This window comes from Micromonospora vulcania (assembly GCF_042658605.1).
Lineage (GTDB): Bacteria > Actinomycetota > Actinomycetes > Mycobacteriales > Micromonosporaceae > Micromonospora > Micromonospora vulcania.
This window is the reverse complement of record NZ_JBHSQS010000046.1, coordinates 1-21,696: the sequence shown is the minus strand read 5'-3', so window position 1 is coordinate 21,696 and position 21,696 is coordinate 1. Positions and strand designations below refer to the sequence as shown.

Genomic DNA, 21,696 nt, shown 5'->3' with positions numbered 1-21,696 from the left:
GTCGACGACGGCCGGGCCGTGGTCGCCAACATCGCCGGCACCACCACCGACACCGACGGCACCACCCACTCCTTCGAAGGCGGGCACTACATCAGCGTCGTGGGCTACCGCGACAACGGCAACACCGTCACCATCGCCGACTCCGCCGACCCCACCATGGCCTCCTACGACATCAGCGTCCAACACCTCGCCGACTGGATCGCCACCCGCGGCTACGCCACCAGCTAACCCACCACACACCACCACGAAGGGCCGGACCCCACCACGGGGACCGGCCCTTCGTCACGCCGCGATCAGGTATCGGCGGTCAGGACGGTCAGGATCTGCTCGCCGTACTTGGCGAGCTTGTTCTCGCCGACCCCGCTGATCCGGGACAGCTCTGCCAGCGAGCTCGGTGCGTCGCTGGCGATCTGTCGCAGCGTGGCGTCGTGAAAGATCACGTACGCGGGCACGCCCTGCTCCTTGGCGGTGGCCGCCCGCCAGCCGCGCAGCCGCTCGAACACCGACGTGGCGGCCTGGTCCAGCTCGGCGACCACGGTGGCCGCGCCACGCGGTTTCGCCGACCGGCTCGACACCGGCTTCTCCGGCTCACGGCGCATCGTCACGGTGCGTCGGCGACCCAGCACGTCGGCGCTCGCCGCTGTCAGCGCCAGCGTGCCGTAGTCGCCCTCCACGGCCAGCAGCCCCTCGGCGAGCAGTTGGCGGACCACGCCCCGCCACTCGGCCTCGCGGAGGTCGGCGCCGATGCCGAAGACGGTCAGCGAGTCGTGGCCGTACTGGCTGATCTTGTCGGTCTGTTTGCCGAGCAGGATGTCGATGCAGTGCCCCGCGCCGAACCGCTGGTTGCGCTCGCGGTCGAGGCGGAAGACGGCGGAGAGCAACTTCTGCGCCGCGACCGTGCCGTCCCAGGACTCCGGCGGGCTCAGGCAGGTGTCGCAGTTGCCGCACGCCACCGTCGTCGTCTCGCCGAAGTATTCGAGGAGCTGGACCCGCCGGCAGCGAACCGTCTCGCAGAGCGCGAGCATCGCGTCCAGGTGTGCGGCGAGGTTGCGACGGTGCGCGAGGTCGCCCTCGGACGTCTCGATCATCTTGCGCTGCTGGACCACGTCCTGCAGCCCGTACGCCAGCCAGGCCGTGGACGGCAACCCGTCGCGGCCGGCGCGGCCGGTCTCCTGGTAGTAGCCCTCGACCGACTTGGGTAGGTCGAGGTGGGCGACGAACCGGACGTCGGGCTTGTCGATGCCCATGCCGAAGGCGATGGTGGCCACCATGACCAGGCCGTCCTCGCGCAGGAAGCGCTGCTGGTTGGCGGCACGGGTGCCGGCGTCCAATCCGGCGTGGTAGGGCAGCGCGGCGATCCCGTTGGAGGTGAGGAACTCGGCCGTCTTGTCCACCGAGGCCCGGGACAGGCAGTAGACGATGCCGGCGTCGCCGGGGTGCTCGTCGCGCAGCAGGGTCAGCAGCTGCTTGCGGGGCTCCCGCTTGGGCACGATCCGGTACTGGATGTTGGGACGGTCGAAGCTGGCCACGAAGTGCCGGGCGTCGTCGAGCTTGAGCCGGGAGGCGATCTCGGTGCGGGTGGCGCTGGTCGCGGTGGCGGTCAGCGCGATGCGGGGGACCTGCGGCCACCGCTCGTGCAGCATCGACAGCGCCAGGTAGTCGGGGCGGAAGTCGTGCCCCCACTGCGACACGCAGTGCGCCTCGTCGATCGCGAACAGCCCGATCGTGCCGCGCTCCAGCAGCGCGAGGGTGGAACGGACGCCGAGTGCCTCGGGCGCCAGGTAGAGCAGGTCCAGGTCGCCGGCGACGAAGGCCGCCTCGACCCGGCGCCGGGCGTCGAGGGTCTGCGTCGAGTTGAGGAACCCGGCGCGTACGCCGACCGCGGTGAGCGCGTCGACCTGGTCCTGCATGAGCGCGATCAGCGGGGACACGACGACTGCGACGCCGGGGCGGACCAGGGCCGGGATCTGGTAGCAGAGCGACTTGCCGCCACCGGTGGGCATCAGCACCAGCGCGTCGCCGCCGGCCGCCACATGGTCGATCACCTCCTGCTGGAAGCCGCGGAAGGCGTCGTAGCCGAATACCCGGCGCAACACCTCGAGCGCTTCGGCGGTGCGCAGGTCGGTGGGGGAAGCCATCCGCGGATTCTACGAGCCGACCCCGACAGTGCCCGTCCGGCACACCCGGGCCGGGTACGCCGGACGGGGCGGGTGGTCAGCCGGGCTGGCTGGACCGGTTCGCCAGCCCGCGCGGCGGGGCCTTCATTCCGACCACGATGTCGACGATCTCGATGTAGCGGGCCTTGTTGCCCATCCGGAACGCGGTGGCCGCCGCGTTGATCTCTTCCAGGGTGTCGCCCTCGACGATGGTGACCTGGTCGTACTTGCCGTTCACCCCGGTCGTCACGACATGGGTGAGCTGCTTGGCGAAGCGGCCCAGGTCCCGCGCGTGCTCGGCGGAGACCTCGTGGATGCCCTCCCGGCCGAGGGCGAAGTATTCCGGGCTGATCCGCATGAACAGGAAGCCGATGTACTTGTTCTTGTCCGCCAGATCGTGCATCGCACCCTCCCAGATGTCGGCCTTGACCTGCGGCGATCACGAAGAGCGTATTGACGACTACTGATCGTCATCAAGGGGCGGTGACTGTCGGGAGGCCGACCCGCGACCGATCCTTCGCCGGCCGACCCGCGACGGGTGCCGGACCGCGTTCGGGCGGCGGGATAGAGTCGCTGATTGACCAATCGCGGCCGATGGCGGCCGCGGCGCCACGGCTTGGGGGTACGGGTGAGCGAGGCGCGCACAGCCGGCGACCGGATCGACGACTCGACGACCATCGACGGGGAGCCGACGGCCGAGTCGGAGACCACGCTCGTGGTGGTCACCGGGCTCTCCGGTGGCGGCCGCAGCACCGTCGCCCGGGCGCTGGAGAACGTCGGCTACTACGTGGTGGACAACCTGCCGCAGGCGCTGATGCTCGACATGGCCGAGTTGGCGTTCAAGGCCGGCGGCGCGGCCCGGCGTACCGCGATGGTGCTGGACGTGCGTTCGCGTGCCTTCTCCACCGACCTGGCCGGGGCGATCCGCGAGCTCAAGGACCGCGGCTTCTCGCCCCGGGTGGTCTTCGTCGACGCCGACGACGAGGTGCTGATCCGGCGGTTCGAGAGCGTGCGCCGCTCGCACCCGTTGCAGGGCGACGGGCGGCTGGCGGACGGCATCGCCGTCGAGCGCGGGCTGTTGGAGGAGGCCCGCGACCAGGCCGACGTGATCATCGACACCAGCAGCCTCAACGTCAACCAGCTCCGGCGGCGCATCGAGGAGCTGTTCGGCGGCGAGGACGCCCGCCGGTTGCGGGTCACCGTGCTGTCGTTCGGCTTCAAGTACGGCCTGCCGCCGGACGCGGACTTCGTGCTGGACGCCCGGTTCCTACCCAACCCGTACTGGGTGCCGGAGCTGCGCGAGCACACCGGGCGGGAGGAGGCGGTCAGCACGTACGTGCTGGGCCAGGAGGGCGCGGACGCCTTCGTCGCCTCGTACGCCGACCTGGTCAACGCCACCACCACCGGCTTCGAGCGGGAGGGCAAGCGGTACCTGACGGTCGCCGTGGGCTGCACCGGCGGCAAGCACCGCAGCGTGGCCATCGCCGAGGAGTTGGCCAGCCGGCTGCGCCACTCCGGGCTGGCGGCCAACGCCCAGCACCGCGACCTGGGGCGGGAATGACCACCCGCCGGGTGGTGGCGTTCGGCGGAGGACACGGGCTGTCCGCCTCGCTGCGCGCGCTGCGCCACTGCGCCCCCGAACTCGACCTGGACATCACCGCCGTGGTCACCGTCGGCGACGACGGCGGCTCCAGTGGCCGGCTGCGCGCCGAGCGGGGCGGCCTGCCCCCGGGTGACCTGCGGCAGGCCCTGGTCGCGCTGGCCGGCGACCATCCGGCCACCCGCCGCAGCGCCGGACTGTTCCAGCACCGCTTCGCCGCGGCCGTGGCGGGCGTACCCGAGCAGGGGTCGGGTGGTTCCGGCCCGGCGGTCGGCGACGGCCCTGGCGACGGCGGCGCGGCCCGCTCCGACGGGCTGGCCGGGCACGCGGTGGGCAACCTGGTGCTCTGCGGCCTGATGGAGCTGCTCGGCGACCCGGTGGCCGCGCTTGAGCACGCCGGCGCGATGCTCGGCGCGGTCGGCCGGGTGCTGCCGATGTCCCGCCAACCGGTCGGCATCGAGGCGCAGGTGCGCGGCGCCGACCCGGCCGCCCCGGACGAGGTGCGTACCCTGCGCGGCCAGCACCAGGTGGCGGTCACCACCGGGCGGGTGGAGGCGCTGCGGCTCACCCCGGCAGCCCCGGCGGCCTGCGCCGAGGCCCTGGCGGCGATCGGCGCGGCGGACTGGTTGATCTTCGGGCCGGGCAGCTGGTACACCAGCGTGCTGCCGCACCTGCTGGTGCCGCAGTTGGCCGACGCGATCGTGTCCAGCCCGGCCCGGCGGCTGGTCACCCTGAATCTCGCCGCCGAGAAGGAGACCCTCGGGCTCTCCGTCGCCGACCACCTCGCGGCGCTGCGCTGGTACCTGCCCGAGCTCAAGGTGGATCTCGTGCTGGCCGACGCCAAGGCGGTGGGTGACCCCGAACCGGTCGAACGTGCGGCAGAATCGCTGGGTGCCCGCCTGGTCCTCGCCCCTGTCGCCGTCACCGACGACACTCCCCGCCATGATCCGGTTGCCCTGGGCGCCGCGCTGGTGCCTGTCCTGGGTGCCGATCGTTAGACACGTACGTAATCTCCGGCGACACGCCGGAACCGGTCCGTGAGGGGACGCACAATGGCGATGACGGCTGCGGTCAAGGACGAGCTGAGTCGGGTCGACGTGCCCAAGCCCTGCTGTCGGCGGGCGGAGATGGCCGCTCTGCTGCGCTTCGCCGGCGGGCTGCACATCGTCTCCGGCCGCGTGGTGGTGGAGGCTGAGCTGGACACCGGCGCGGTGGCCCGGCGGCTGCGCCGGGAGATCGCCGAGGTGTACGGCTACCCGAGCGAGATCCACGTGCTGGCCTCCGGCGGCCTGCGCAAGGGCAGCCACTTCATCGTCCGGGTGGTCAAGGACGGCGAGGCGCTGGCCCGGCAGACCGGCCTGCTGGACGTACGCGGGCGGCCGGTACGCGGGCTGCCCCCGCACGTGGTGGCGGCGAACGTCTGCTGCGCGGTCTCCGCCTGGCGCGGCGCTTTCATGGCGCACGGCTCGCTCACCGAGCCCGGCCGGTCCAGCGCCCTGGAGATCACCTGCCCCGGGCCGGAGTCGGCCCTGGCACTGGTCGGCGCGGCCCGCCGGATCGGCATCACCGCCAAGAACCGCGAGGTGCGCGGCGTGGACCGGGTGGTCGTCAAGGACGGCGACGCGATCGCCGCGCTGCTCACCCGGATCGGCGCGCACTCCAGCGTCCTGGCCTGGGAGGAGCGGCGGGTCCGCCGCGAGGTACGGGCCACCGCCAACCGGCTCGCCAACTTCGACGACGCCAACCTGCGCCGATCGGCGCGCGCCGCGGTGGCCGCCGCCGCCCGGGTGACCCGGGCGCTGGAGATCCTGGCCGAGGAGGCACCCAACCACCTGACCGACGCGGGCCGGCTGCGACTGGAGCACCGGCAGGCGTCGCTGGAGGAGTTGGGCGCCCTGGCCGAGCCTCCGCTGACCAAGGACGCCATCGCCGGGCGGATCCGCCGGCTGCTCGCGCTGGCCGACAAGCGGGCCCGGGACCTCGGCATTCCGGATACCGAAGCAGCCGTCACGCCCGACATGCTCGTGGTCTGATAGGACGGTGGGGCCGTACGGTGCGCCCGGGACCACGCCCCGGCGCAGCGTGGCCCCGCACGCTCGGATATGGTCGCTGCGTACGGCAAGGGGGCCGACACAGGCACTCCTCGTCGTGCCACCGCCTCGGGGCGGTCAGGTCCTCAGACCGCGGCGGGGTGGCCGAGATGAACCGTCAACGGCCGGCTCCAACGGTCGGCGCACACCACTCCGCCGGCCCGTTGTCTGACGCCGGCAGACCACAATGCGAGGAGATGGGACCTGTGACCATCCGGGTTGGCATCAACGGCTTCGGCCGGATCGGCCGTAACTTCTTCCGGGCAGTGCTGGCGTCCGACGCCGACATCGAGGTCGTGGCGGTGAACGACCTGACCGACAACGCCACGCTCGCCCACCTGCTCAAGTACGACAGCATCCTGGGTCGCCTGCCCTACGAGGTCAAGGCCACCGCCGACGAGATCACCGTCGGTGGCAAGACCATCAAGGCGTACGCGGAGAAGAACCCGGCGTCGCTGCCGTGGGGCGAGGTCGGCGCCGACATCGTCATCGAGTCGACCGGCTTCTTCACCGACGCCACCAAGGCCAAGGCGCACGTCGACGGCGGCGCCAAGAAGGTCATCATCTCCGCTCCGGCGAAGAACGAGGACGTCACCGTCGTCATGGGTGTCAACCAGGACACCTACGACCCGGCCAAGCACACCATCATCTCCAACGCCTCGTGCACGACCAACTGCCTCGCCCCGATGGCGAAGGTCCTGCACGACACGTTCGGCATCCAGCACGGCCTGATGACGACGATCCACGCGTACACCCAGGACCAGAACCTGCAGGACGCGCCGCACTCGGATCTGCGTCGGGCCCGCGCCGCCGCGCTGAACATCGTTCCCACCTCGACCGGCGCCGCGAAGGCGATCGGCCTGGTGCTGCCGGATCTCAAGGGCAAGCTCGACGGGTACGCGCTGCGGGTGCCGATCCCCACCGGCTCGGTCACCGACCTCACCGTCAACGTGAGCCGCGAGACCTCCGTGGACGAGGTCAACGCCGCGCTGAAGGCCGCCGCGGACGGCCCGCTCAAGGGCATCCTGGTCTACAACGAGGACCCGATCGTCTCCACCGACATCGTCACCGACCCGGCGTCGTGCATCTTCGACGCGCCGCTGACCAAGGTCGTCGGCAACCAGGTCAAGGTCGTCGGCTGGTACGACAACGAGTGGGGCTACTCCAACCGGCTCGTCGATCTCGTCAAGCTGGTCGGTAGCTCGCTGTGAGCATCCGGACCCTCGACGATCTGCTCGCCGAGGGGGTGTCGGGTCGGCGCGTGCTGGTGCGCGCCGACCTGAACGTCCCGCTCGACAAGCAGACCGGGGCCATCAGTGATGACGGCCGGATCCGGGCGGTGCTCCCGACGCTCGGCGCGCTGGTCGAGGCGGGCGCGAAGGTGGTCGTCTGCTCCCACCTGGGCCGCCCGAAGGGCGCGCCGGACCCGCAGTTCAGCCTCCGCCCGGTCGCCGGGCGGCTCGGTGAGCTGCTCGGCGCTCCGGTGCACTTCGCCACCGACACCGTCGGTGACTCCGCCCGCTCCACCGTCGCCGACCTGGCCGACGGCCAGGTCGCCCTGCTGGAGAACCTGCGCTTCAACGCCGGTGAGACCAGCAAGGACGACGCGGAGCGGGGCGCCTTCGCCGACCAACTCGCCGGCTTCGGTGACGCCTACGTCGACGACGCGTTCGGCGCGGTGCACCGCAAGCACGCCAGCGTCTACGACGTGCCGGCCCGGCTGCCGCACGTGGCCGGCCGACTGGTGCTGCGCGAGGTCGAGGTGCTCTCCCGGCTGACCGGCGAGCCCGAGCGGCCGTACGTGGTGGTGCTCGGCGGGTCCAAGGTCTCCGACAAGCTCGCCGTGATCGAGGCGCTGCTGCCCACGGTCGACCGGCTGCTCATCGGCGGCGGAATGTGCTTCACGTTCCTCAAGGCCCAGGGCCTCGAGGTGGGCACCTCGCTGCTCGAGAAGGACATGGTCGACACCTGCCGCAACCTGCTGGAGCGGTCCGGCGGCAAGATCATGCTCCCGGTCGACATTGTTGCCGCGGACGCGTTCGCCCCGGACGCCACGCACGACACGGTGCGCGTCGACGGCATTCCGAGCCACCGGCTCGGTCTGGACATCGGCCCGGAGACGGTGGCCGGCTTCGCCGCCGCGCTGTCCCAGGCCAAGACGGTCTTCTGGAACGGCCCGATGGGCGTGTTCGAGATGCCGGCGTTCGCGGCCGGCACCCGGGGGGTCGCCGAGGCGATCACCAAGGCCGACGCGTTCACTGTCGTCGGCGGCGGCGACTCGGCGGCGGCGGTCCGTGCCCTCGGTCTGGACGAGTCGTCCTTCGGGCACATCTCCACCGGCGGCGGCGCCTCCCTGGAATACCTTGAGGGCAAGACCCTCCCCGGCATCGCGGCCCTGGAGAGCTGAATGGCGAGCACCACCCGCCGGCCGTTGATGGCCGGCAACTGGAAGATGAACCTCAACCACCTCGAGGCCAACCTGCTGGTGCAGAAGCTGGCCGCGAGCCTCACCGAGAAGCAGCTCACCGAGGTGGAGACGGTCGTGCTGCCGCCGTTCACCGACCTGCGTACGGTGCAGACCGCCGTGGACGGGGACAAGCTGCTGATCGGCTACGGCGGGCAGGACCTCTCCCCGCACGCCTCGGGCGCGTACACCGGGGACATCTCCGGTGCGATGCTGGCCAAGCTCGGCTGCACGTACGTGGTGGTCGGGCACTCCGAGCGGCGGGCCTACCACCACGAGGACGACACGGTCGTCAACGCCAAGGTGAAGGCGGCGCTCACGCACGGGCTGACCCCGATCCTCTGCGTGGGTGAGGGGCTGGACGTGCGCGAGCAGGGCACCCACGTGGCGCACTGCTCCACCCAGCTCGACGGGGGCCTCGCCGGGCTCACCGCCGAGCAGGTGCGGCAGGTCGTGATCGCGTACGAGCCGGTCTGGGCGATCGGCACCGGCAAGACCGCGACGCCCGAGGACGCCCAGGAGGTGTGCGGGGCGATCCGTCAGCGGTTGGCGAAGCAGTTCGACCAGGACACCGCCGACCAGGTCCGGGTCCTCTACGGCGGCTCGGTCAAGGCGTCCAACGCCGCGTCGATCATGGCCCAGCCGGACGTGGACGGGGGCCTCGTCGGGGGCGCCAGCCTGGACGCGGAGGAATTCGCGCAGATCTGCAGGTTCCCGGAGCACATCACCCGCTGATCGCTCGGTATCCTGGACACCGCCCGTCCGCCGGTCGGTGCCACCGTGCCCGATCAGACCGGGCGAGGATCGCTACGAGAGGACTGACCCCAGCCATGCCGATCTGGTTCGCATACACGTTGATCGTGTTGCTGATCATCACGAGCGTCCTGCTCACCATGCTCATCCTGCTGCACCGTGGCAAGGGCGGCGGTCTGTCGAGCATGTTCGGCGGTGGCGTCAGCTCCAGCCTCGCCGGCTCCTCGGTGGCCGAGAAGAACCTGGACCGTTACACCGTTCTGGTGGGTGTCGTCTGGTTCGCGGCCATCGTCGGGCTCGGGCTCTGGCTCCGCCTCCAGCTCAACAGCGGCGCCTGAGCGGGCCCGTCAAGTCGTACAATCTGCGCGCGGTCCGTCACTCGACGGGCCGCGCGCAGGCTTTTCTCCGCTGCACCGCGTCGCCCGCCGCCCACCCCTGACGACGGCGGGTCCCTCCGACGACAGGAGCGAGCAGCCGTGCCGAGTGGCAACGTCATCCGCGGCGCCCGGGTCGGGTCCGCACCCATCCGCCCGGACGAGCGACACCAGCCCGCCCCCCGACAGGACGTCACCTACTGGTGCCGCAACGACCACCGGACCAGTATCCGGATCGCTGCGGACGCCGTGGCGCCACCGCTGTGGGACTGCCCCCGCTGTGGCCTCCCCGCCGGGCCGGACGAGCAGAACCCGCCCGGCCGGACCCGCGCCGAGCCCTACAAGAGCCACCTGGCGTACGTGAAGGAGCGGCGTACCGCCGAGGAGGGCGAGGCGCTGCTGGCCGAGGCGCTCGCCGCGCTGCGCCGCCGTCGAGGTGAGGGTTAGGAAGGGCCCCCTGTACAACGCCAGGCGTTAACAGGGGGCCCTTCCTTACCGCTTCAGCGCAGGCTGCGCAGGCGGGCCGGCACGTCGGCCGCCGCCGCCCGGTCCAACAGCCAGCGGGTACGGCTTACGCCGTGCACGCCGGCGGCCGGCAGTTGCACCGGCCCGGCACCGGCCAGCGCCATGCCGATCGCCCGTGCCTTGTCGGCACCGCCGGCCACCAGCCAGATCTCGTCGGCCGTGTTGATCGTCGGCAGGGTGAGCGTGGTCCGCACCGGCGGCGGCTTGGGGCTGCCCCGCACCGCGCTGACCGGCCGGGTGTCGTAGTGCACCGGATGCCCGGGGAAGACCGAGGCGACGTGCCCGTCCTCTCCGACGCCCAGCATCAGCACGTCGAAGTGCGGCAGCGCGGCGTGCCCGGGTCGGGCGGCGCGGGCCAACTCCTCGGCGTACCCGGCGGCAGCCGCCTCGGGGTCGTTGCCGGCCGGGCCGTCCGACGCCGGCATCGGGTGCACCCGGGCCGGGTCCAGCGGCACCACGTCCAGCAGGGCGGCGCGGGCCTGGGTCTCGTTGCGCTCCGGGTCACCGGCGGGCAGGAACCGCTCGTCGCCCCACCACACGTCGACCCGGGACCAGTCCACCGCGTCGCGGGCCGGTAGCTGCGCCACCGCCCGGTACACGGCCGCGGCGACCCGCCCACCGGTGAGCACCACCGAGGCCTCGCCCCGGTCGGCCTGGGCGTCGAGCAGCTTCACCAGCAGCCGAGCCGCCACGGCCTGGGCCAGCAGGTCGGCATCGGCGTGGACGGCGACACTCGCCTCACTCATCGGTTGTGCCTTCGTTTCTCGACCGCGCGGCGGTCGCTGTCGTCGCGGGGCGGGTGCCCCGGAGGTTTCCGGGGCAGGGCCGGGGATCTTCCCGACCCTGCCCCGATGTCGTGCCTCGTACGCCGTCAGCCCTGGGTGCTGGTGCCGACGTGGGCGGTGACGCCGGCCTCGGCGCGCTGCGCGGTGGCCGGGTCCTTCCAGACGTGCACCCGCTGGCCGGGACGCTGCTCCAGCCCACGTAGCCCGGCGGTCGCGCCCAGCGCCTCCGCGTACACCTGATCGGCGTCCAGGCGGCGCAGCTCCTCGGCCAGCTCGTCACCGAGTGGCCGACGGACCAGTGGCAGGGCCCGATCGTCCTGGCCGGTCCGGCGGAACACCGCCATGCTGTCCTCGCGGGTCAGCGTCAGGTTGTCGCCGTTGGCGCAGGTCAGCTGCACCTCCCGCATCCGGGGGAACTCGTCGGTGCCGACCAGGCGCGGGGTGATACCGAGCCGGCTGGACAGCCAACCGGCCATCAGCGCCGCCGTCGGGTCGGTGGGCGGCGCCACGATGGTGGCGTCGGTGACCCGCGCCTCGGTGGTGTCGAACGCCCCCGCGACCAAGGTCCGCCACGGGGTGATCCGGGTCCACGCCAGGTCGGTGTCGCCGGGTGCGTAGTCCCGGGCCCGCTGCCGCAGCGCCTCCACCGGGTCGGCGGCCTGCGCCGCGTCGGTGATCCGCCGGTCGGCGACCACACCGAGGAAGTCGGTGGCGATCTCGGCCGGCGGTTCGCCGTGCCACCAGGTGACCACCGGCACGTCCGGGACCAGCAGTGGCATCACCACCGACTCGGCGTGCAGGGCCAGCCGCCCGTACATCCGGGTGACCACCGCCTCGCACGGGCCCAGCCGGCCACCGACGACGATCTCCGCGTCCAGCCGGTTGCGGTCCCGCTCGATCTCGGAGCGGACCACCACCACCAGCCGGCACGGGTGGGCGGCGGCGGCGATCGTCGCCGCCGCCTCCGCCTCGCGGACCCGCTTCTCGTCCACCACCACGATGAGGGTGAGTGCCATGCCGCTGGCCACCCCACCGGCGCTACGCCGCTCGGCGGCCAGTGCCTTGACCACCTCGTTGCCGGTGGTGTCCCACAGCCCGATCACTGGAGCCTCCTGCTTCGCTCGCTCATGCGCGCCGCCACGCCCGGCCCTCGCGGGCCAGCATCTCGTCGGCCGCCCGCGGCCCCCACTCGCCGGAGCGGTACGGCTCCGGCGTGGTGCCCGCCCAGGCGTGCTCCAGCGGGTCGACCACCTGCCAGCTCTGCTCGACCTCCGCCGCGTCCGGGAAGAGCGTGCGATCGCCGATCAGCACGTCCAGCACCAGTCGCTCGTACGCCTCCGGGCTGGACTCGGTGAACGCCTCGCCGTACTGGAAGTCCATCGCGATGTCGCGGACCTCCATCGTGGTGCCCGGCACCTTCGAGCCGAACTTGAGCACCACGCCCTCGTCCGGCTGCACCCGGATGACCAGCTGGTTGTTGCCCAGCGACTCCATGTCGGCGTCGTTGAACGGCAGGTGCGGCGCCTTCTTGAACATGATGGCGACCTCGGTGACCCGCCGGGGCAGCCGCTTGCCGGCCCGGATGTAGAACGGCACCTCGGCCCAGCGGCGGTTCTGGATGCCCAGCCGCACCGCCACGTACGTCTCGGTGGTGGAGTCGGCGGGGACGTCCCGCTCGTCCAGGTAGCCGACCGCGCGTTCGCCGCCCACCCAACCGGGCAGGTACTGGCCGCGGACGGTGTCCCGGGCCACGTCCTTGGGAAGGGTGATCGCCTTGAGTACCTTCAGCTTCTCGGCCCGGATCTCGTCGGCGTCGAAGCTGGTCGGCTCCTCCATGGCGACCAGGGCGAGAAGCTGGAGCAGGTGGTTCTGGAGCACGTCGCGCGCGGTGCCGACGGTGTCGTAGAAGCCGGCACGGGTGCCGATCCCGACGTCCTCGGCCATGGTGATCTGCACCGAGTCGACGTACTTGGAGTTCCACAGCGGCTCGAACAGGTTGTTGGCGAACCGCAGGGCGAGGATGTTCTGGACCGTCTCCTTGCCCAGGTAGTGGTCGATCCGGAAGACGTCCTGGCTGGTGAAGACGTCGTCGACCAGGTCGTTGAGCGCCTTCGCGGAGGGCAGGTCGTTGCCGAACGGCTTCTCCACCACCACCCGACGCCATCCGCCGGACTTCTCGTTGTCGGCCATCCCGGTGCGGGCCAACTGCTTGAGTACGACGGGGAACGCGGCCGGGGGGATGGAGAAGTAGAACGCCGCGTTGCCGGCGATGCCGTGGGTCTGCCGCAGCTCGTCCAGCGTCGAGGCGAGCTGGTCGAAGGCGGCGTCGTCGTCGAACGACCCACCGACGAACTTGATGTTGCCGGCGAGCCGGGCCCAGACCTCGTCGCGCCAGGGGGTACGGGCGTGCTTGCGTGCCGCCTCGCAGGCCAGCGTCTCGAAGTCGCCGTCACCCCAGTCGCGACGGGCGAAGCCGAGCACCACGAAACCGGGCGGCAGCAGCCCCCGGTTGGCCAGGTCGTACACCGCGGGGAGCAGCTTCTTGCGGGCCAGGTCGCCGGTCACCCCGAAGATCACCAGAGCACACGGCTCGGGGATCCGTGGCAACCGGCGATCCTGCGGGTCGCGCAGCGGATTCACGCCGCCTCCTCGCTCCGCTTGGGTCACGTCGTCCATCCTCACGCCCGGAGCTCACCGGCCGCGTCGAGCAGTTGGGCCACACCGGCCGCCCGGTCGGTCAGGTGCAGCCGCAGCAGCGGCCGCTCCCGGCCGGACAGCGCCTGCCGGTCGCCGGCGGCCTGCGCCGCCTGCAACTCACCGAAGGTGTACGGCTTGCCCGGCACCGGCAGGTCCTCGGCGACCGCGCCGGTCAGCTGAAGGTAGCTGCCCACCTGCGGGCCGCCCTTGTGGTACTGACCGGTGGAGTGCAGGAACCGGGGCCCCCAGCCGAAGGTGACCGGCCGACCGGACGCGCCGGCCAGCAGCGGCCGCAGCCCGGCGGCGTCGGCGTCGGCGAACCGGTCCAGGTACGCCATCACCGCGAGGTAGCCGTCGTCGCCCAGCCCGTCCAGCAGCCAGCGCAGTACGCCGGCCAGGTCGCCGGGGGCGCCCTGCGGCGCGTACACCTCGATCGCGCCCTCGGTGAACGACGGCGTCTCCGCCGGCGGGCCCGAGGCCAGGATCTTGTTGGTGTTCTCCTTGGACTCCGTGACGTTCGGCTGGTTGAACGGGTCGATGCCGAGCACCACGCCGGCCACCGCGGTGGCGTACTCCCAGGCCAGGAACTGCGCGCCGAGCGGGCCGTTGACCGCCACGTCCGGGTTGGCACCGCCGCCCGGCACGTCGCCGGCGGTCAGCGCGCCGCCGTAGGTGACGGTCAGCACGTCCGCGCCGGAGGCCCCGGGGCTCTGCGGGGACTCCACCACGACCGGCAGGACGCCCACCCCGGCCTTGCCGGTCGACTCGGCGATCAGCTGCTCGGCCCAGTCGCCGAGCCCGTCGATGCCGGTGCCGTCGGAGATCAGCGCGACCTTGTCCCGGCCCGCGGTGGCGGCGGAGCCCAGCGCGGCGCCCAGCGCCAGCGACGGGTTGTCCTGCTCGCCGCCGAGCGACGCGGCCAGCGCGTCGGCCTGGTCGAGGAGCTCGGCCACGTCGACGCCGGCCAGCGCCGAGGGCACCAGCCCGAACGCGGTCAGCGCCGAGTACCGGCCGCCCACGTTCGGGTCGGCGAGCACGGTGAACGCGCCCATCTCGGTGGCGGTGGCCTGCAGCGGGGAGCCGGGATCGGTGACGATGACGAAGTGCCGACCGGCCTCCGCCTCGGTCATCCCGGCGTCCAGGAACGCCTGCCAGTAGGCGCGTCGGTGGCTGTCGGTCTCCACCGTCGAGCCGGACTTGCTGGCCACCACCACGACGGTGCGCTCCAGCCGGTCACCGAGCGCGGCCCGAACCTGGCCCGGGTCGGTGGTGTCCAGCACGGTCAGCGGTCGGCCCAGGGTCCGGGTGATGACCTCGGGGGCCAGCGAGGAGCCGCCCATCCCGGCCAGCACCACGTGGTCCAGGTCGGCCAGCTCCGCCCGCAGTTCGGCGAGCTGGGCCAGCAGCTCCCGGCTGTGCCGGTGGGTGTCCACCCAGCCGAGCCGGATCTTCGCCTCGGCCTCGGCGTCCGGGCCCCACAGGCTCGGGTCCTTCGCCGCTAGCTTGCCGGGGACCTCGGCCCGGACCAGTGCGTCCCGGGTCGAAGCGGGCGCGGCCTTGTCGACCGCGTCCGCGCCGTACACCGAGAGCCCGGCCGCGGACTCCACCGGACCGTCGAGAAGCTCGCTCATGCGTTACCACCGGCCTGCTCGGCGGCCTTCGCGTTGCCCTTGGCGGCCTTGTTCGGTGAACCCTTACCGGCGCCCGCCGCCTCCAGCGACTTGCGGACGCCCTCGAGCAGCTCCTGCCAGCTGGCCTCGAACTTCTCGACGCCCTCGCGCTCCAGGGTGGCGATCACGTCGGCCAGGTCCACCCCGACCGACTCCAGGTCCGCGAAGACCTTCCGGGCCGCGTCATAGGAACCGGTGATGGTGTCGCCGCGGGTCTCGCCATGATCGGCGTACGCGTGGATGACCGACTCCGGCATGGTGTTGACCGTGCCGGGGGCGATCAGCTCCTCGACGTAGATCACGTCCCGGTAGTCCGGGTTCTTGGTGGAGGTGGACGCCCACAGCGGCCGCTGCGGGTGCGCGCCGGCGTCGGCGAGCGCCTGCCAGCGGTCCGAGGAGAACACCTCGCCGTAACGCTCGTACGCGAGCTGGGCGTTGGCGATGGCGGCCTTGCCCTTGAGCGCCTTGGCCTGCTCGGAGCCGACCTTCTCCAGCCGCTTGTCGACCTCGGAGTCGACCCGGGAGACGAAGAACGACGCCACCGAGCCGATGGTGGACAGGTCGTGGCCGTTGGCCTTGGCCTGCTCCAGGCCCGCGAGGAACGCCTCCATGACCGCCGAGTAGCGGTCCAGCCCGAAGATCAGCGTCACGTTGACGCTGATGCCCTCGGCCAGCGTGGCGGTGATCGCCGGCAGACCCGCCTCGGTGGCCGGGATCTTGATGTAGAGGTTGGGCCGGTCGACCAGCCACCACAGCGCCTTGGCCTCGGCGACCGTCCGGTCACTCTCGTGCGCCAGTCGCGGGTCCACCTCGATGGAGACCCGGCCGTCCACGCCGCCACTGGCGTCGTACGACGGGCGCATCACGTCGCAGGCCCAACGTACGTCGTACGTGGTGAGCATCCGTACCGACTCCTCGACCTCCACGCCACGGATGGCGAGGTCGCGAAGCTGCCAGTTGTACTCGTCGGCGTCGCTCAGCGCCTTCGCGAAGATCGTCGGGTTGGTGGTCACACCGGCCACGTGCTTCTCACGGCGCAGTTGGTCCAGCCCGCCGGAGCTCAGTCGTACCCGGGAAAGATCGTCGAGCCAGACCGCGACACCCGCGGCGGTGAGCTCGCTCAGCTTGTCCGTCATGCCGTCCACGCTCCCTCAGTTGCCGGTCGTGTAACCGGTGATGTCGCCCACCCGGGTCAGCGCCGCGTGCGCGGCCGCCACGATCCGGTCGGGAGTGAACCCGAACTGCTCGAAGAGCACGGTGTGCGGGGCGCTGGCGCCGTAGTGCTCCAGGCTGACGCTCTCGCCGCAGTCGCCGACGATCGCGCGCCAGGACATGGCGATGCCTGCCTCCACGCTCACCCGTGCCTTTACCCCGCGCGGCAGCACCGACTCCCGGTACGCCTCGTCCTGCTCGAAGAACCACTCCTGACACGGCATCGACACCACCCGGGTGGGGGTGCCGTCCGCCTCCAGCCGCTCCCGAGCGGTCAGGCAGAGCTGCACCTCGGAGCCGGTGCCGACGATGATCACCTGCGGCTTGCCGTTGGATGCCTCGGCCAGCACGTAGCCACCCTTGGCCACCCCGTCGGCGGCACCCAGGACGTCCCGGTCCAGGGTCGGCAGCGGCTGACGGCTCAGGGCCAGCGCGGTCGGCCGGTCGGTGTGCTCCAGCGCCTGCCGCCACGCCCAGGCGGTCTCGTTGGCGTCCGCCGGCCGGACCACGTCCAGGCCGGGGATGGCGCGCAGCGCGGTCAGGTGCTCCACCGGCTGGTGGGTCGGGCCGTCCTCGCCGAGGCCGATCGAGTCGTGCGTCCAGACGTAGGTCACCGGCAGCTTCATCAGCGCGGCCAGTCGTACCGAGGGGCGCATGTAGTCGCTGAACACCAGGAACGTGCCGCCGTAGGGGCGGGTGCCGCCGTGCAGGGCGATGCCGTTGAGGATCGCGCCCATGGCGTGCTCACGGATGCCGAAGTGCAGCGTGCGGCCGTACTCGTGACCCGGGAAGTCCTTGGTGGCGTGCGCGGCCGGGATGAACGACGGCTCGCCCTTCATGGTGGTGTTGTTGCTCTCGGCGAGGTCGGCCGAGCCACCCCACAGCTCCGGCAGCACCGGCGCGAGGGCCTCCAGCACCTTGCCGGAGGCGGCCCGGGTGGCCACGCCCTTGGCGTCGGCGGGGAAGACGGGCAGCGCCTCGATCCAACCCTCCGGCAGCACCCGGCCGGCGAGCCGCTCGAAGAGCGCGGTGCGCTCCGGGTTGGCCTTCGCCCAGGCATCGAACTCGCCGGTCCACTCCTGCTCGGCGGTGGCACCGCGGCCCATCACCTGCCGGGCGTGGGCGAGCACCTCGTCGTCGACCTGGAAGGTCTGCTCCGGGTCGAAGCCGAGGATCCGCTTGGTGGCCTTCACCTCGTCGGCGCCGAGCGCCGAACCGTGGATCTTGCCGGTGTTCTGCTTGTTGGGTGCGGGCCAGCCGATGATGGTGCGCAGCGCGATGAAGGAGGGACGCGTGGTCTCCGCCTTGGCGGCCAGCAGCGCCTGGTACAGCGCCTCGGCGTCCTCGTGGTAGTCGCCCTGGTCGGCGTCGCCGCTGCGCCAGTCGACGGTCTGCACGTGCCAGCCGTACGCCTCGTAGCGGGCCGCCACGTCCTCGCTCTTGGCGATCCGGGTGTCGTCCTCGATCGAGATCTCGTTGTCGTCGTAGATCACCGCGAGGTTGCCCAGCTGCTGGTGCCCGGCGAGGGCGCTCGCCTCGTGGCTGATGCCCTCCTCGATGTCACCGTCCGAGACGATGCACCAGATGTTGTGGTCGAAGACCGAGGCGCCGGGCTCGGCCTCCGGGTCGAACAGGCCGCGCTCACGGCGGGCCGCCATAGCCATGCCGACGGCGTTGCCCAGGCCCTGCCCGAGCGGGCCGGTGGTGGTCTCCACGCCCGGGGTGTGCCCGTGCTCGGGGTGACCCGGAGTGAGCGAGCCCCACTGCCGCAGCGCCTGCAGGTCCGACAGGCTCAGCGGGTAGCCGGACAGGAACAGCTGGATGTAGAGCGTCAGGCTGGAGTGCCCGGCGGAGAGCACGAAACGGTCCCGCCCGGCCCAGCTCGGGTCGGCGGGGTTGTGCCGCATGACGCGGTTGAAGAGGAGGTACGCCGCGGGCGCCAGGCTCATCGCGGTGCCCGGGTGGCCGTTGCCGGATTTCTCCACGGCGTCCATGGCCAGCACGCGGACGGTATCGACGGCCCGGCGGTCGAGGTCGGACCAGTTGAGTGCGGAGTGCTCGGGTCGGTTGGCAGCCACGATGGTTGTGCTCCTAGGCAGATGGTCGGAACCCTCACTGGTGACCCTATCGACCGTGCCTAAACGTCCGCCCACGGATCTCTGCATGGTGTGCGGTACGTGACTACCCGGGCGCGCGGTTCAAACCCGGTGGTGTGACGGCCCGCACCGTTGTCGGGTCGGCCGGGCAGCGAAAACGACGACGCGTAGTGTGTGGGTCGGTATGCGGCCCCTGGGTGGGCCCGGCCAATCCGATCTCCCCGTGCTGATGCCGGAAGGTGGCAATCCGTGAGCATGATCACCGAGCGCCCCGCGAGCAACCCCGCCGGGCACCCGGCGCGGGCGGCCGAGGGCCCGGTGGCCCGGCGGGACGTACGCGCGATCCTCTCGGCGTACGTGGCGCTCACCAAGCCACGGATCGTGGAGCTGCTGCTCGTCACCACCATCCCGGCGATGATGCTCGCCGAGGGCGGCCTGCCGTCGCTGTGGTTGATGGCCGTGGTGCTGATCGGCGGCTCGCTGGCCGCCGGTGCGGCGAGCGTGCTCAACTGCTACATCGACCGGGACATCGACCAGTTGATGCGGCGTACCAAGCGCCGGCCGCTGCCCGCGCACACCGTGTCGCCGCGCAGCGCGCTGATCTTCGGTCTGGTGCTGGCGGCGGTGTCGATCGTCCTGATGGCGGCGTTCACCAACCTGCTGGCCGCCGGGCTGACCCTCGCCGCGATCGCCTACTACGACCTCGTCTACACCCTGTGGCTCAAGCGCTCCACCCCGACGAACACGTTCTGGGGCGGGGCCTGTGGTGCCGCTCCGGTGCTGATCGGCTGGGCGGCGGTCACCGGCTCGCTGGCGCCGGCCGCCTGGGCGCTGTTCGCCGTGGTCTTCTTCTGGCAGATGCCGCACTTCTATCCGCTCGCCATGAAGTACAAGGACGACTACGCCCGCGCCGGCATCCCGATGCTGCCGGTGGTGGCCTCCATCCGCCGGGTGAACGCCGAGATCCTGATCTTCGCGTGGCTGACCGTGCTCACCTCGCTGGCGGTCTGGCCGCTGGGGCTCAGCGCGATCTACGGCCTGCCGACCCTGGTGGTTGGCGCCATCTTCCTGGTCGAGGCACACCGGCTCTGCAGGCGTGCGACGCGCGGCGAGGCGGTCAAGCCGATGCGGCTGTTCCACTGGTCGACGACGTACCTCACGATCGTCTTCCTGGCCGTCGCGCTCGACGCGCTGATCTGACCTCTCCGCCGGTTTACTCCCCGCCGGCTCCCTGAGCCGGCTCTCTCGATGCGGCCGTGCTCGCCGATGGTCTGCCGCCGCTGGCGGTGGTGGTTGCCGCCGCTGGTGGTGGTTGCCGCCGGCGGTCGTGGTTGCCGCCGCTGGTGGCGATCCGCTGACTAATCACGGCCATGGATGAGTTGTCCGGGTTTAACGTCACATCAGAGTAACTTTCGGCATGAGTCGGATCGGCTCAACCTAGGTCGCTCGGCCCCGATTTGCCGATGTGCTTTACGACCAAAAGTCGGTATAAATTCGGGCACACAACCTGTGGTCTTCCTTAAACCTGTAGGTAATTGGCATCACAAAAGGTTCATGGTTCTCGCCCGCCCGGGTGCAACTCTGCTTAGGCTTCGCGTCATGGCAGATGGTTCCGATACGACGCTGACGGCCGAGCAGACCGCCGGCGACCCGGCCCCTCACGGTCTGGTCGCGGGCCTCAAGTCGTTCGCCGCCGGACACGGCGGGGCGAAGGCGGTCATCGAGTACGTCGGCAAGCGTGGCGCGCGAATCGTTCTCGTGGGCTCCGACGGTGAGTGGGGCGACCAGTTCGCCGAGGACACCGTCACCGCACGGGAGGCGTGCGCCAAGGCGGGAGTCACCGTCGAGAACGCCTGGGAGCGTGAACTGATGGACCAGATGCGTCCGAGCAACGACCTGTGGCGGTCGATGGCCCGGCGCACGATGGCCCGGTGAGATAGACAGCTGAATTGACCAACCACCAGCCGACCCGGGGGGAACCCCGGGTCGCTCTCGTCACCTGTAGCAGGCTGGTCGACCTCGACCCGGACGACCGCCTCGTCATCGCCCCGCTGGCCGCCCGCCAGATCGCCGCCGAGGTGGTCGTCTGGGACGACCCCGATGTGGACTGGGCCTCCTACAACCTGGTCGTGCTCCGTTCACCGTGGGACTACGCGTTGCGTCGCGACGAGTTCGTCGCCTGGGCTGCCTCCGTTGCCGCCCTGGTCAACCCGGCCGACGTGGTGCGCTGGAACACCGACAAGCGGTATCTCGCCGAGTTGAGCGCGGCGGGCGTACCCACCGTGCCGACCTCCTGGGTCGAGCCAAGGGAGACCTGGCAACCACCGGCCGACAGCGGTGAGTACGTGATCAAGCCGGCGGTCAGCGCGGGCAGCCAGGACACCGGCCGGTACGACCTTGCCGACCCGGAGCACCGCGACCTGGCCGCCGCGCACGTACGCCGGCTGTCCGAGGCCGGCCGGGTAACGATGATCCAGCCGTACCTGACCGCCGTCGACACCGAGGGCGAGACGGCGCTGCTCTTCCTGGCCGGCCCGGACGGCCTGGCGTTCAGCCACGCGATTCGCAAGGGGCCGATGCTGACCGGTCCGGATCTCGGCCCGGACGACCTCTACAAGGCCGAGGAGATCACCGCCCGCACCGCCCGGCCCGAACAATTGGCCGTGGCCGAGCGGACGCTGGCCACGGTGCCGGGCGGGACGCGGCAGCTGCTCTACGCCCGGGTGGACCTGATCCCCGGCCCGGACGGCGACCCGGTCCTGGTCGAACTGGAGCTGACCGAGCCCTCGCTGTTCCTCGGCTACGCCGAGGGCGCCCCCGACCGCCTCGCCGACGCGATCACCACCCACCTGACCCGCTCCTGAGTCGTCCCTGACCCGGCCCGGTGCCGACGTGGTCCGCGTGGCTCTGGGCTGTCGCGGCCTGCGTGGTTTCGGAGCTGTCGCTCCCTCGCGGCGCTGGCCGTCGCCCCGCGCCTTCAAGATCCGCACAACTTCAGGGATGTTGTCGCCTCAGCGCGCCGTGACCCAGCACTTTCCCCGAAGTTGTGCGGATCTTGCTGTTGGACCGGTCGGTCTGCAGGCACCGCTCGACCCGCCCGGCCGCGGCCGACCGGGTCGGGCGGGTCGGGCGCGCAACAACCTGGATGTAGTGGCATCCCCGCGTGTCCGACCCCACTACAGCCAGGATCGAGCACGATCCTGGCGCGGGGCGCGGGGCGCGGGGCGCGGGGCGCGGGGCGCGGGGCGCGGGGCGCGGGGCGCGGGGCGCGGGG

Annotated in this window: 20 protein-coding genes; 12 read left to right on the top strand and 8 right to left on the bottom strand. The window is 71.6% G+C overall.

What is annotated here, in order from left to right:
• On the top strand, positions 1 to 228 hold a 228-nt coding region (locus ACFQGL_RS31770; protein WP_377516352.1), incomplete at its 5' end, for a C39 family peptidase.
• 65 nt (positions 229 to 293) lie between these two features.
• On the opposite strand, the gene recQ is transcribed toward ACFQGL_RS31770, so the two are convergent.
• Entirely contained in the window at positions 294 to 2,138 is a 1,845-nt protein-coding gene (gene recQ, locus ACFQGL_RS31765; protein ID WP_377516351.1) for a DNA helicase RecQ, read from the bottom strand.
• A 76-nt stretch (positions 2,139 to 2,214) separates the two neighbouring features.
• Positions 2,215 to 2,559: a hypothetical protein gene (locus ACFQGL_RS31760; protein WP_334632401.1), complete on the bottom strand. Its 345-nt coding sequence runs from the start codon at positions 2,557 to 2,559 to the stop codon at positions 2,215 to 2,217.
• Positions 2,560 to 2,832: 273 nt separating this feature from the next.
• On the opposite strand from ACFQGL_RS31760, the gene rapZ reads away from it, so the two are divergent.
• The 8 genes from rapZ to ACFQGL_RS31720 all read left to right on the top strand — a co-directional run bounded on the left by rapZ (position 2,833) and on the right by ACFQGL_RS31720 (position 9,884).
• On the top strand, positions 2,833 to 3,717 hold the full coding sequence (gene rapZ, locus ACFQGL_RS31755; protein ID WP_377516354.1) for an RNase adapter RapZ: 885 nt from the start codon (positions 2,833 to 2,835) through the stop codon (positions 3,715 to 3,717).
• Positions 3,714 to 4,754, top strand: a complete 1,041-nt coding sequence (locus tag ACFQGL_RS31750) for a gluconeogenesis factor YvcK family protein (protein ID WP_377516350.1) — start codon at positions 3,714 to 3,716, stop codon at positions 4,752 to 4,754. Before rapZ ends, ACFQGL_RS31750 begins: the two co-directional genes overlap by 4 nt.
• Before the next feature lie 54 nt (positions 4,755 to 4,808).
• Positions 4,809 to 5,789, top strand: coding sequence for a DNA-binding protein WhiA (gene whiA, locus ACFQGL_RS31745; RefSeq protein WP_354860370.1), 981 nt, complete (start codon positions 4,809 to 4,811; stop codon positions 5,787 to 5,789).
• Positions 5,790 to 6,052: 263 nt separating this feature from the next.
• The gene (gene gap / locus ACFQGL_RS31740; RefSeq protein ID WP_377516353.1) at positions 6,053 to 7,057 is read left to right on the top strand and encodes a type I glyceraldehyde-3-phosphate dehydrogenase; all 1,005 of its coding nucleotides are present in this window, start codon (positions 6,053 to 6,055) and stop codon (positions 7,055 to 7,057) included.
• On the top strand, positions 7,054 to 8,253 hold the full coding sequence (locus tag ACFQGL_RS31735; RefSeq protein WP_377516349.1) for a phosphoglycerate kinase: 1,200 nt from the start codon (positions 7,054 to 7,056) through the stop codon (positions 8,251 to 8,253). Before gap ends, ACFQGL_RS31735 begins: the two co-directional genes overlap by 4 nt.
• Positions 8,254 to 9,045, top strand: coding sequence for a triose-phosphate isomerase (tpiA, locus tag ACFQGL_RS31730; RefSeq protein WP_377516348.1), 792 nt, complete (start codon positions 8,254 to 8,256; stop codon positions 9,043 to 9,045). It begins immediately after the preceding gene.
• 95 nt (positions 9,046 to 9,140) lie between these two features.
• A complete protein-coding gene (secG, locus tag ACFQGL_RS31725) occupies positions 9,141 to 9,401 on the top strand; it encodes a preprotein translocase subunit SecG (RefSeq protein WP_377516347.1) in 261 nt (86 codons plus the stop codon).
• Positions 9,402 to 9,539: 138 nt separating this feature from the next.
• Positions 9,540 to 9,884: an RNA polymerase-binding protein RbpA gene (locus ACFQGL_RS31720; protein ID WP_377516346.1), complete on the top strand. Its 345-nt coding sequence runs from the start codon at positions 9,540 to 9,542 to the stop codon at positions 9,882 to 9,884.
• A gap of 53 nt (positions 9,885 to 9,937) precedes the next feature.
• Here ACFQGL_RS31720 and pgl read toward each other — a convergent pair whose 3' ends face one another.
• The 6 genes from pgl to tkt all read right to left on the bottom strand — a co-directional run bounded on the left by pgl (position 9,938) and on the right by tkt (position 18,404).
• On the bottom strand, positions 9,938 to 10,708 hold the full coding sequence (gene pgl, locus ACFQGL_RS31715; protein ID WP_377516345.1) for a 6-phosphogluconolactonase: 771 nt from the start codon (positions 10,706 to 10,708) through the stop codon (positions 9,938 to 9,940).
• A gap of 125 nt (positions 10,709 to 10,833) precedes the next feature.
• Complete coding sequence (locus ACFQGL_RS31710) at positions 10,834 to 11,850, bottom strand: glucose-6-phosphate dehydrogenase assembly protein OpcA (RefSeq protein ID WP_377516344.1); 1,017 nt, start codon at positions 11,848 to 11,850, stop codon at positions 10,834 to 10,836.
• A gap of 22 nt (positions 11,851 to 11,872) precedes the next feature.
• Positions 11,873 to 13,423: a glucose-6-phosphate dehydrogenase gene (zwf, locus tag ACFQGL_RS31705; protein WP_377516343.1), complete on the bottom strand. Its 1,551-nt coding sequence runs from the start codon at positions 13,421 to 13,423 to the stop codon at positions 11,873 to 11,875.
• 2 nt (positions 13,424 to 13,425) lie between these two features.
• A complete protein-coding gene (locus ACFQGL_RS31700) occupies positions 13,426 to 15,075 on the bottom strand; it encodes a glucose-6-phosphate isomerase (RefSeq protein WP_377516342.1) in 1,650 nt (549 codons plus the stop codon).
• Positions 15,072 to 16,250, bottom strand: a complete 1,179-nt coding sequence (gene tal / locus ACFQGL_RS31695) for a transaldolase (RefSeq protein ID WP_377516341.1) — start codon at positions 16,248 to 16,250, stop codon at positions 15,072 to 15,074. Before tal ends, ACFQGL_RS31700 begins: the two co-directional genes overlap by 4 nt.
• Before the next feature lie 15 nt (positions 16,251 to 16,265).
• Entirely contained in the window at positions 16,266 to 18,404 is a 2,139-nt protein-coding gene (gene tkt, locus ACFQGL_RS31690) for a transketolase (protein ID WP_377516340.1), read from the bottom strand.
• Positions 18,405 to 18,671: 267 nt separating this feature from the next.
• Here tkt and ACFQGL_RS31685 point away from each other — a divergent pair, with 267 nt between their 5' ends.
• The 3 genes from ACFQGL_RS31685 (at position 18,672) to ACFQGL_RS31675 (ending at position 21,286) form a co-directional block, all read left to right on the top strand.
• Entirely contained in the window at positions 18,672 to 19,622 is a 951-nt protein-coding gene (locus tag ACFQGL_RS31685; protein ID WP_377516339.1) for a heme o synthase, read from the top strand.
• 399 nt (positions 19,623 to 20,021) lie between these two features.
• Complete coding sequence (locus tag ACFQGL_RS31680) at positions 20,022 to 20,357, top strand: hypothetical protein (RefSeq protein ID WP_377516338.1); 336 nt, start codon at positions 20,022 to 20,024, stop codon at positions 20,355 to 20,357.
• 14 nt (positions 20,358 to 20,371) lie between these two features.
• Complete coding sequence (locus tag ACFQGL_RS31675) at positions 20,372 to 21,286, top strand: ATP-grasp domain-containing protein (RefSeq protein WP_377516337.1); 915 nt, start codon at positions 20,372 to 20,374, stop codon at positions 21,284 to 21,286.
• Positions 21,287 to 21,696: the final 410 nt, after the last annotated feature.